Raw genomic sequence first — 10,892 nt, forward strand, 5'->3', positions numbered from 1 at the left:
AGGACCGCCATTATGACCGGCACCAAGATCCTCTGGGGTCAGATCGTCACCGTCTTCCTCATCGTTCTCGCCACCACCTGGGGCGCCACCGAATATGTCGCGTGGAAGCTGGGGTTTCAGGCGCAGCTCGGGCCGCCCTGGTTCAGCCTGCTGGGCTTGCCGTTCTACCTGCCGCCATCCTTCTTCTGGTGGTGGTATTCCTACGACGCCTATGCGCCTCAGATCTTCGTTGAGGGTGCCTATATCGCGGCTTCCGGCGGTTTCATCGCGGTCGCCGTCGCGATCGGTATGTCGGTCTGGCGGGCGCGCGAGGCGAAGAAGGTCGAAACCTACGGCTCCGCCCGCTGGGCCGGGACGGAGGAGGTGAAATCCGCCGGCCTGCTCGGTCCCGATGGCGTCGTGCTCGGCCGCTACGATCACGACTATCTCCGGCACGACGGCCCGGAGCATGTGCTGTGTTTCGCGCCGACCCGATCCGGCAAGGGCGTCGGTCTCGTCGTGCCCTCGCTGCTGACCTGGCCCGGCTCCGCCATCGTCCACGACATCAAGGGCGAGAACTGGCAGCTCACCGCGGGCTTCCGCGCGCGCCACGGCCGGGTGCTGCTGTTCGACCCGACCAACGCGCAATCGTCGGCCTACAATCCGCTGCTGGAAGTCCGCCGCGGCGAATGGGAGGTGCGCGACGTCCAGAACATCGCCGACATCCTGGTCGATCCCGAAGGGAGCCTTGAGAAGCGGAACCATTGGGAGAAGACCAGCCACGCGCTTCTCGTCGGCGCGATCCTGCACGTCCTCTATGCCGAGGCGGACAAGACGCTGGCCGGCGTCGCCGCCTTCCTCTCCGACCCGAAGCGGCCGATCGAGTCGACGCTCGCCGCGATGATGACGACGGCGCATCTGGGCGAAGCCGGAACGCATCCCGTCATCGCCAGCGCCGCGCGCGAGCTGCTGAACAAATCCGACAATGAGCGGTCGGGCGTGCTGTCCACCGCTATGTCGTTCCTCGGCCTCTACCGCGATCCCGTGGTGGCGGAGGTGACGCGGCGCTGTGACTGGCGGATCGGCGACATCGTGACGGCCAAACGCCCTACCACCCTCTACCTCGTCGTGCCGCCCTCCGACATCAACCGCACCAAGCCGCTGATCCGCCTGATCCTCAATCAGGTCGGCCGTCGCCTGACCGAGGATTTGCAGGCCAAGGCCGGGCGCCATCGCCTCCTGTTGATGCTCGACGAGTTTCCGGCGCTGGGGCGTCTCGACTTCTTCGAGAGCGCGCTCGCCTTCATGGCCGGCTATGGCCTGAAGAGCTTCCTGATCGCCCAATCGCTGAACCAGATCGAGAAGGCGTATGGCGCTAACAACTCGATCCTCGACAACTGCCATGTCCGCGTCAGCTTCGCCACCAATGACGAGCGCACCGCCAAGCGGGTGTCGGATGCTCTCGGCACCGCCACCGAGATGAAGGCGATGAAGAACTATGCCGGGCACAGGCTTAGCCCCTGGCTCGGGCATTTGATGGTCTCGCGTTCAGAAACCGCCCGGCCATTGCTCACGCCCGGCGAGGTGATGCAGCTTCCACCGGCCGACGAAATCGTCATGGTCGCCGGAACCCCGCCGATCCGGGCGAAGAAGGCGCGCTATTACGAGGATGCCCGTTTCAAGGAGCGCATCCTGCCGCCGCCCGCGCTCACCGCGCCGAAACAGGCCCGCCCCGACGACTGGACAACGCTGCCCGTGCCGCCACGCCCTCAGCTCGCCGAGGCGAAAGCCGCGACGGAAACCGGGGACGATGATCCGACCGAATCCGAACGCCGCCAGCAGCCGGAACTCAACCGGGTGAAGCCGGTCGAGAAGGTGGCGCCGATCGACAACCCGTTCGAGATCGACCGTGATCGGGATGATGACAGTGAGGACGATGCCGTTCGCAACAGCCGGATGAACCGCCTCATGCAGGGCGTGGCGCGTCAGGTTTCGCTCGATCCGAACGACGGCATGGAGTTGTGACCGCCATGACCGATCGCATGTCCGCGCCCCGCAAGAAGAAGGCGCAGATCTCGGTGTATCTCGATCCCGAGGTCATGGGGCAGCTTGCCGACTATGCCGCCCGCCGCGACCAGCCGCAGTCGATGATCGCCGAGGCCGCCATCGCCTCCTTCCTGTCGCCCGACGCTTCCGAGCGTCGGGAAGCGGTCATCGTCAAACGCCTCGACCAGATCGACCGGCGCATGACCCGGCTCGAACGCGACGTCGGCATCGCCGTCGAAAGCCTCGCCGTCTTCGTCAAATACTGGATCACGACCACCCCGGCGCTGCCCGAGCCCGCCGCGCAGGCCGCCCGCGCCAAGGCGGGCGAGCGTTACGACCAGTTCGTCACCGCGCTCGGCCGGCGGCTGGCCAAAGGGCCGAAGCTTCGGCAGGAGATCAGCGAGGATGTGCCGGTGGGCACGTCCGAATAGTCCTCAGATGGAACAACGGATTGGTCGCTGGAACGCCACCCTCGCTTGCTCGGCGTCGGAGCGAACCACACAGTTACGCGCGTGGTCGTTGATGAGGCCCATAGCCTGCATGAAGGCGTAAACCGTCGTCGGGCCGACAAAGGACCAGCCACGCTTCTTCAGGTCTTTCGACAGTGCGATCGAAGCCGCTGAGGTCGATGTGGTTTGGGGCGAAGCCAGATCGTCCGCGTTCGGTTCGAAACGCCAGACATAGGCAGCGAGCGATCCTTCCTGCTTCACCAGTTCCTGCGCCCGCTTCGCATTGTTGATGACAGCCTCGATCTTGCCGCGATGCCGGACGATGCCGGCGTCGCCGAGCAGGCGCGCCACGTCCTCATCGGTGAACCGAGCGATCCGATCGAAATCGAAGCCGTGGAACGCCGCGCGGAAGTTTTCGCGCTTGGCGAGGATGGTGCGCCAGCTCAAACCCGACTGGAAACCTTCCAGGCACAGCTTCTCGAAGAGGCGGCGGTCGTCATCGACCGGGAAGCCCCATTCGGTGTCGTGATAGGCGAGGAACTCGGGTGCCGCCGCACACCATCGGCAGCGCGGGCGTCCATCGGGGCCGGGAATGGTTGCACTCATGGCTTATGCCTTCAGGAAGGCGAGCCGGTCATCGGTGCGCCCCGGTGCGATGGCGAGGATTTCGGCGCTGACCACGCCTTCGGCGACGAAGGGATCGGCCTGCACCCGCGCCTCTATCTCCTGCTGAGAGGCCCCATGCGCAATGATCGCGCCGCCCGCATTCGGCTGGAGGCTGCCGACCAGCAGAAAGACACCATCCTCGAAGCCCTGTCTGATCCAGGCATTATGCCCATCCATGAACTGCGGTGCCTTGGTCTTGTCGGCGAAACGAAGGGTGATGACGAACATGGCGACCTCCTCAGGCGGGTTGGCGGGAATGCAGTGACGAGGCTTCCGGGCACTGCGCGCGCAGCCACGCCTCCATGTCCGCGACCTCGCGGCGGATGAACTGTTCGTCGCGGAAGGCGGTGGCGAGCGCAGCGACGCCCTGGCTGCGCATCAGGAGGTGAAGGGCCAGCGCATCCGCGTCAGCGTCATGCCCAAGGCCCGTGAATTGCCGGGCGAGCCAGTCGCGGAACAGGGTGAACAGGCCGGCGGCCTCATCCTTTGCCACATGATCGAGCTTTGCCAGTTCGTTGCAGAGCGTTCCGACCGGGCAGCCATACGTCATGATCTTGGTGCGGTTGGCGATCAGGATATGCACGAAGCTCAGGATGCGATCCGCAGGCGATACCGCATCCTGCTCCCACGTTTTCAGCATGGCGCCCGTGGTTGCGACGCGCTGCACGATCACGGCGTTCAGAATCTCATCCTTGGTCTTGAAGTGATAATAGAAGTTGCCGCGTGACAGGCCGACATCCCTGGCGATGTCGGCGAAGGACGTCGCTTCGAACCCGTGCTCATAGAAGAGTCTATCGGCGACATCGACGATCTGCTGGCGCGTTTCGCTCGCACCCATATCCAGCCTCCAGGATCTAGCGCTAAGGGGCATACCTGGATCACGCTGTAGGACGATTGACCAATTTTTAGGTCAATTGTCCTACGTCGTCAAGCGCGCACTTTTACTTCTCCAGAATGGGCTTTCGGTGAAGCTGGCGTGGATGTGGGAGCGAGGTGCGCCGCAGACGCAAGAACAGCGAACCCGCCGTTCTCCTGTATTTGCACGCCACACTACTACGACGATGAATCCTTGTTGAATCGGCCCAAAATCCGGCTCTTTTAATCAACCCCGAAAGGGGAAGGTCTGTCGATCCCCGCTGAACTCGGGGCGACATGAAGGCTTCACATCACAATCTGGAAGGTCTGGCACGCGGCGCGCGGATGCTGCGCACAGCGCTGGGACCGGCCATCACCCGGTTTCTGGAAGACGCCTCCGTCGTCGAGGTGATGCTGAACCCGGACGGTCGCATCTGGATCGACCGCCTCTCCGAAGGGCTGTCGGACACGGGCGACCGGCTGTCGCCGGCTGATGGCGAGCGCATCGTGCGCCTGGTCGCGCATCATGTCGGCGCTGAGGTCCACGCGGGCGCGCCGCGCGTGTCGGCCGAACTGCCCGAGACGGGAGAGCGGTTCGAGGGGCTGTTGCCGCCGGTCGTTGCGGCGCCCGCCTTTGCGATCCGCAAGCCCGCCGTCGCGGTGTTCACGCTCGACGATTATGTCGCGGCCGGGATCATGACCGCCGCCCAGGCCGAGGCGCTGCGCGAAGGCGTAGCATCGCGCGCCAACATCCTCGTCGCCGGCGGCACGTCCACCGGCAAGACCACCCTGACCAACGCGCTGCTCGCCGAGGTGGCGAAGACCGCCGATCGCGTCGTCATCATCGAGGACACGCGCGAGCTGCAATGCGCCGCGCCCAATCTCGTCGCTATGCGCACCAAGGATGGCGTCGCCTCGCTCTCCGATCTCGTCCGTTCCTCACTCCGCCTGCGCCCCGACCGCATCCCGGTCGGCGAGGTGCGCGGGGCGGAAGCGCTCGATCTCCTGAAGGCATGGGGCACCGGCCATCCCGGCGGCGTCGGGACGATCCACGCCGGGTCCGCCATCGGCGCGCTGCGCCGGATGGAACAGCTCATTCAGGAAGCCGTCGTCACCGTCCCCCGCGCGCTGATCGCCGAGACGATCAACCTGGTGGCCGTGCTGTCTGGTCGCGGATCGCAGCGCCGGCTCTCCGAACTCGCGCGCGTCGAAGGCCTTGGCCCGGACGGTGATTACCGCCTCGCGCCAGCCACCCATCACCCCCAGCCCGAAGAAGGAGCCTCCCAATGATGCCTGTTGTCCAACGCCTGCGCATGTCGCGCCAGCGCCTCGCCATGACCGTCTCGGTCGCCACGCTGTCCGTGGTGATGGCGGCACCCGCCCATGCCTCCGGCTCGTCGATGCCGTGGGAACAACCGCTGCAACAGATTTTGCAGTCGATCGAAGGCCCGGTCGCCAAGATCATCGCCGTCATCATCATTATCACGACCGGCCTGACGCTAGCGTTCGGCGATACGTCGGGCGGTTTCCGCCGCCTGATCCAGATCGTGTTCGGCCTGTCGATCGCGTTCGCGGCCAGCTCGTTCTTCCTGTCTTTCTTCTCGTTCGGCGGCGGGGCGCTGGTCTGATGGCGGGCGTCGTCGATCAGGGTGCGGAGGTGCCGGGCTACACCGTCCCGCTGCACCGGGCGCTCAGCGAACCGATCCTGCTCGGCGGCGCGCCGCGCGCCATCGCCATCATGAACGGCACGCTGGCCGGCGCGATCGGTCTCGGCCTGCGCCTCTGGCTGGTCGGCCTCGCCATCTGGGCGATCGGGCATTTCGCGGCGGTGTGGGCGGCGAAGCGCGATCCGCTCTTCGTCGAGGTGGTGCGCCGCCATCTGCGCATCCCCGCGCACCTTTCGGTCTGAGGGGAAGCGCGGCCATGATGCACCTCGCAGAATATCGCAACAAGAACGCCCGGCTCGCCGATTACCTGCCTTGGGTGGCGCTGACCGGTCAGGGCATCGTCCTGAACAAGGATGGCAGCTTCCAGCGCACGGCACGGTTTCGCGGGCCGGATCTGGATTCCGCTGTATCGGCCGAGCTGGTCGCGGTGGCAGGACGGTTGAACAACGCCTTCCGTCGTCTCGGTTCGGGCTGGGCGCTTTTCGTAGAGGCTCAGCGCCATCCGTCGAACAATTACCCCGACAGCCGCTTCCCTGACCCGGCCTCGGCGCTGGTCGATGCCGAGCGCAAAGCGGACTTTGAAGAGGCCGGATCGCATTTCGAGTCCAGCTACTTCCTGACGTTTTGTTATCTGCCACCCGCCGAGGACGCGGCCCGCGCCGAGACCTGGCTTTACGAGGGGCGCGAGAAGACCGGCATCGACCCGACCGAGGTGATGACCGGCTTCGCCGACCGCACCGATCGGCTGCTGCGCCTGATCGAAGCCTTTATGCCCGAATGCCGCTGGCTCGATGACGGCGAGACGCTGACCTATCTCCACGGCTGCGTTTCCACGCACCGGCATCGCGTTCGCGTGCCCGAAACGCCGATCTATCTCGATGCGCTGCTCGCCGATCAGCCGCTGACCGGCGGGCTGGAGCCGCGTTTGGGGTCGTCGCATCTGCGCGTTCTCACCATCACCGGATTTCCGACCGCGACGACGCCCGGCCTGCTCGATGAACTGAACCGGCTCGCTTTCCCCTATCGCTGGTCCACCCGCGCCATCCTGCTCGACAAGACCGATGCGACGAAGCTGCTCACCAAGATCAGACGCCAATGGTTCGCCAAGCGCAAGTCGATCGCGGCGATCCTGAAGGAGGTGATGACTAACGAGCAATCCGTGCTGGTGGACACCGATGCGTCGAACAAGGCGGCGGACGCCGATCTCGCGCTTCAGGAGCTGGGCGCCGACTATGCCGGCATCGCCTATGTCACGGCGACCGTGACGGTGTGGGATGCCGATCCGCGCGTCGCCGACGAGAAACTGCGGTTGGTCGAGAAGGTTATCCAGGGCCGCGACTTCACGGCGATGGCCGAGACCATCAACGCGGTGGACGCCTGGCTCGGATCGCTGCCCGGGCACGTTTACGCGAACGTCCGCCAGCCACCAATTTCCACGCTCAATCTCGCCCACATGATCCCGCTTTCTGCGGTGTGGGCGGGACCGGAACGGGACGAGCATTTTGCAGCACCCCCACTGCTGTTCGGCAAGACCGAAGGTTCGACCCCGTTCCGGCTTTCCCTTCATGTTGGCGATGTCGGCCACACGCTGATCGTCGGCCCGACGGGCGCAGGCAAGTCCGTGCTGCTGGCGCTGATGGCCTTGCAGTTCCGGCGCTATGCCGGGGCGCAGGTGTTCGCCTTCGATTTCGGCGGTTCGATTCGCGCCGCGGCCCTCGCCATGCGCGGCGATTGGCACGATCTCGGCGGCGGCTTGACCGAGGGCAGCGCCGACAGCGTATCGCTGCAACCGCTTGCGCGCGTCGATGACGCCGCCGAACGCGCATGGGCCGCCGACTGGATCGGCGCGATCCTCGTCCGCGAAAGCGTCACCATCACGCCGGAGGTGAAAGAGCATCTCTGGACGGCCCTGACCTCGCTGGCGTCCGCGCCGGTCGAAGAGCGCACCATCACCGGCCTTTGCGTGCTGCTCCAGTCGAACGACCTGAAACAGGCGCTGCGCCCATACTGCATCGGCGGTGCCTGGGGCCGGTTGCTCGACGCGGAGGCCGAACATCTCGGCACCGCGACAGTGCAAGCCTTCGAGACCGAAGGGCTGATCGGCACCGAGGCCGCGCCCGCCGTCCTGGCCTATCTGTTCCACAGGATAGAAGACCGTCTCGACGGATCGCCGACGCTCATCATCGTCGATGAAGGCTGGCTCGCCCTCGACGACGAGGGCTTTGCGGGCCAGCTCCGCGAATGGCTGAAGACGCTGCGCAAGAAGAACGCCAGCGTCATCTTCGCCACGCAGTCGCTGTCGGACATCGACGGCTCGGCGATCGCGCCCGCGATCATCGAAAGCTGCCAGACCCGGCTGCTGCTCCCCAACGAACGGGCGATCGAACCGCAGATCACCGCCATATATCGCCGCTTTGGTCTCAACGACCGGCAGATCGAGATCGTCGCGCGGGCGATGCCCAAGCGCGACTATTACTGCCAGTCGCGGCGCGGCAACCGGCTGTTCGAGCTGGGCCTGTCCGACGTGGCGCTGGCGCTCTGCGCCGCCTCGTCGAAGACTGATCAGACCGCCATTGCGAAGATCGTCGCCGAGCATGGCGCGGACGGATTCCTCGACGCCTGGCTGCGCCATCGCGGTGTCGGCTGGGCCGCCGACCTCATTCCCAACCTCACCAACAAGGAGAAACTGCCATGACCCTTCGCCGCACCCGTGCGGCGCGGCTCGCTGCCGCGCTGTTGATCGCTCCCGTCGCGCTCGCGCCCATGCTGGCGACGCCAGCGCACGCCATCATCGTGTTCGACCCGTCGAACTACGCGCAGAACGTGCTCACCGCCGCCCGCGCGCTCCAGCAGATCACGAACCAGATCACCTCGCTTCAGAACGAGGCGCAGATGCTCATCAACCAGGCGAAGAATCTGGCGAGCCTGCCGATCTCCTCGCTCCAGCAGATCCAGCAATCGGTCCAGAAGACGCAACAGCTTCTGCAACAGGCGCAGAACATCGCCTACGACGTGAAGCAGATCGATCAGGTCTTCTCCCAGAAATACGCCAACGTCTCCCTGTCGGCCTCTGACCAACAGCTCGTGGCTGACGCCCGCTCACGCTGGCAGAACACGGTCGGCGGCCTTCAGGACGCCATGAAGGTGCAGGCCACCGTCGTCGGCAATATCGATACCAACCGCACCGAGATGTCGCGGCTGGTCGGGGCGAGCCAAGGCGCGACCGGCGCGCTTCAGGCGACGCAGGCCGGCAACCAGCTTTTGGCGCTTCAGGCCCAGCAACTCGCCGATCTCACCGCCGTCGTCGCCGCCAATGGCCGGGCGCAGGCACTGACCGACGCAGAGCGCGCGGCAGCGGCCGAACAGGGGCGCGAGCAGCGCCGCCGCTTCCTCACGCCGGGCGTGGGCTATCAGCCGGGCAATGCCCGCATGTTCCAGAACAGCGGCAATTGAGGGGAGCGACGCCGATGGATGGCAAGATGCTCGCCCGGATCGGCGCCGTCGTCTTCGTCGGCGTCGCCATCACCGCCACTGCGATCGAGATGACGCGCAAACCGGAGGAACCGGAGGTTCGTATCCTCCGGCCCGACCTCGACGCGCAAACCGCGCCGTCCCGGCCGATGCTGCGCCGCTGCCGCGACATGGGTGAGGCCGCCACCCGCGATCCGGCCTGCCTGAAGGCATGGGCCGAGAACCGCGACCGCTTCCTGAAGCAGGGCAGCGAGACCAGTATCCCGGCGACCGACGCGCCGTCCGCGCCGGCGACGCTGTTCCCGTCGGCACCGTCACTGGGCGAAAGCCCGGTCGTCAAGGAATCCGCGCCGGCCGAGACGCCGGCCGCCCAGCCCGAGCCGTCGCAGCCGCCCATTTCTCCCGACAAGGGAGTGCGCTGACCATGCAGGGCACCGGCGTCATCGACCATTTCCTCGAAGTCTTCACCCGCTACATCGACGGCGGCTTCGGGCTGCTCAAACCCGAAGTGGCGTTCATCGCCACCACGCTGATCGTCATCGACGTGGTGCTGGCGGCGCTGTTCTGGTCGTGGGGCGCCGACGAGGACATCATCGCGCGCCTCGTCAAGAAGACGCTGTTCGTCGGCGTGTTCGCCTACATCATCGGCAACTGGAACAACCTCGCCCGCATCGTCTTCGAGAGCTTCGCCGGTCTTGGCCTGAAGGCCAGCGGCACCGGCTTCTCGGTCTCCGACCTGATGCGTCCCGGCAAGGTGGCACAGACCGGCCTCGATGCCGGCCGCCCGCTGCTCGATTCCATCTCCGACCTGATGGGCTGGGTCTCGTTCTTCGAGAACTTCATCCAGATCGCCTGCCTGCTGTTCGCCTGGGCACTGATCCTGCTCGCCTTCTTCATTCTCGCCGTCCAGCTCTTCGTCACCCTGATCGAGTTCAAGCTGACGACGCTCGCCGGCTTCGTGCTGATCCCGTTCGGGCTGTTCGGCAAATCCGCCTTCATGGCCGAACGGGTGCTCGGCAACGTCATCTCGTCCGGCATCAAGGTGCTGGTGCTCGCCGTCATCATCGGCATCGGCTCGACCCTGTTCTCCGAGTTCATACAAGGGTTCAACGGGGCGACCCCGACCATCGACGACGCCATGGCGATCGTTCTGGCGGCTCTTTCCCTTCTCGGCCTTGGCATCTTCGGCCCCGGCATCGCCAATGGCCTCATCTCCGGTGGCCCGCAGCTTGGCGCCGGCGCAGCGGTCGGCACAGGTCTCGCCGCAGGCGGCATGGTCGCAGCGGGCGGCGCTGCTATCGGCGCTGTGGCTTCTGGTGGTGCGGCCCTTGCCGGAGGCACCGCCGCTGCCGCCCGTGGCGGAGCCGCGCTCGCGGGCGGGGCGTCCACCGCCTACAGTCTCGGCGCGGCCGGTCAGTCCGGGGCATCGGGCATCGCTTCCGGTCTCGGCAATGTCGCCTCGACCGGCGCGTCGAAAGCCGGCTCAGCGATCGCCAGCCCGTTCCGCCGAGCCGCCGCCTCGATGCGCGAGAGCTTCGATGCTGGAAGCCGCGCCGTCTCCGGCGAAGCCGGCGCCGCCGAGGCCTCGTCCGCCGCTCTTTCCGCCGCCGCCGCTTCCGCCGATGGGCCGCCGGCCTGGGCGAAGCGGATGCAGCGCTCCCAGAAACTCTCCCACGGCATCCAGGCCGCCGCCCACGCCGTTAAATCCGGCGATGCCCACGGCGGCGGCTCTTCCGTCAACCTTTCCGAAAGCGACTGA

At 66.1% G+C, this 10,892-nt stretch carries 12 protein-coding genes; 9 read left to right on the forward strand and 3 right to left on the reverse strand.

Annotated elements, in window-relative coordinates; translation table 11 throughout:
* Nucleotides 1-12: 12 nt before the first annotated feature.
* Nucleotides 13-2,004: a conjugal transfer protein TraG gene (locus tag AA0535_RS07920; RefSeq protein WP_264815414.1), complete on the forward strand. Its 1,992-nt coding sequence runs from the start codon at nucleotides 13-15 to the stop codon at nucleotides 2,002-2,004.
* A gap of 5 nt (nucleotides 2,005-2,009) precedes the next feature.
* On the forward strand, nucleotides 2,010-2,456 hold the full coding sequence (locus AA0535_RS07925; RefSeq protein WP_264815415.1) for a CopG family transcriptional regulator: 447 nt from the start codon (nucleotides 2,010-2,012) through the stop codon (nucleotides 2,454-2,456).
* Between the two features lie 3 nt (nucleotides 2,457-2,459).
* Here the strand turns inward: AA0535_RS07925 and AA0535_RS07930 are convergent, their stop codons facing one another.
* Genes AA0535_RS07930 through AA0535_RS07940 form a run of 3 tightly spaced genes read right to left on the reverse strand, consistent with a single transcriptional unit; the run spans nucleotide 2,460 to nucleotide 3,978 of the window.
* Entirely contained in the window at nucleotides 2,460-3,080 is a 621-nt protein-coding gene (locus tag AA0535_RS07930; protein ID WP_264815416.1) for a DNA-3-methyladenine glycosylase I, read from the reverse strand.
* A gap of 3 nt (nucleotides 3,081-3,083) precedes the next feature.
* Complete coding sequence (locus AA0535_RS07935) at nucleotides 3,084-3,368, reverse strand: YciI family protein (RefSeq protein ID WP_264815417.1); 285 nt, start codon at nucleotides 3,366-3,368, stop codon at nucleotides 3,084-3,086.
* Between the two features lie 10 nt (nucleotides 3,369-3,378).
* On the reverse strand, nucleotides 3,379-3,978 hold the full coding sequence (locus AA0535_RS07940) for a TetR/AcrR family transcriptional regulator (protein WP_264815419.1): 600 nt from the start codon (nucleotides 3,976-3,978) through the stop codon (nucleotides 3,379-3,381).
* A 314-nt stretch (nucleotides 3,979-4,292) separates the two neighbouring features.
* Here AA0535_RS07940 and trbB point away from each other — a divergent pair, with 314 nt between their 5' ends.
* Genes trbB through trbL form a run of 7 tightly spaced genes read left to right on the forward strand, consistent with a single transcriptional unit; the run spans nucleotide 4,293 to nucleotide 10,892 of the window.
* Nucleotides 4,293-5,285: a P-type conjugative transfer ATPase TrbB gene (gene trbB / locus AA0535_RS07945; protein ID WP_264815420.1), complete on the forward strand. Its 993-nt coding sequence runs from the start codon at nucleotides 4,293-4,295 to the stop codon at nucleotides 5,283-5,285.
* Nucleotides 5,282-5,623 (forward strand): TrbC/VirB2 family protein, encoded by a 342-nt coding sequence (locus tag AA0535_RS07950; RefSeq protein ID WP_456304536.1) that lies wholly within the window; start codon nucleotides 5,282-5,284, stop codon nucleotides 5,621-5,623. Before trbB ends, AA0535_RS07950 begins: the two co-directional genes overlap by 4 nt.
* Nucleotides 5,623-5,904, forward strand: a complete 282-nt coding sequence (locus AA0535_RS07955; RefSeq protein ID WP_264815421.1) for a VirB3 family type IV secretion system protein — start codon at nucleotides 5,623-5,625, stop codon at nucleotides 5,902-5,904. The genes AA0535_RS07950 and AA0535_RS07955 overlap by 1 nt, the downstream gene beginning before the upstream one ends.
* Nucleotides 5,905-5,918: 14 nt before the next feature.
* Entirely contained in the window at nucleotides 5,919-8,357 is a 2,439-nt protein-coding gene (gene trbE / locus AA0535_RS07960; RefSeq protein WP_264815422.1) for a conjugal transfer protein TrbE, read from the forward strand.
* Complete coding sequence (trbJ, locus tag AA0535_RS07965) at nucleotides 8,354-9,115, forward strand: P-type conjugative transfer protein TrbJ (RefSeq protein WP_264815424.1); 762 nt, start codon at nucleotides 8,354-8,356, stop codon at nucleotides 9,113-9,115. The genes trbE and trbJ overlap by 4 nt, the downstream gene beginning before the upstream one ends.
* A gap of 14 nt (nucleotides 9,116-9,129) precedes the next feature.
* Entirely contained in the window at nucleotides 9,130-9,555 is a 426-nt protein-coding gene (trbK-alt, locus tag AA0535_RS07970; RefSeq protein WP_264815426.1) for a putative entry exclusion protein TrbK-alt, read from the forward strand.
* Between the two features lie 2 nt (nucleotides 9,556-9,557).
* On the forward strand, nucleotides 9,558-10,892 hold the full coding sequence (trbL, locus tag AA0535_RS07975) for a P-type conjugative transfer protein TrbL (RefSeq protein ID WP_264815427.1): 1,335 nt from the start codon (nucleotides 9,558-9,560) through the stop codon (nucleotides 10,890-10,892).

The sequence above is a fragment of the Asaia krungthepensis NRIC 0535 genome (assembly GCF_025995175.1).
Taxonomy (GTDB): domain Bacteria; phylum Pseudomonadota; class Alphaproteobacteria; order Acetobacterales; family Acetobacteraceae; genus Asaia; species Asaia krungthepensis.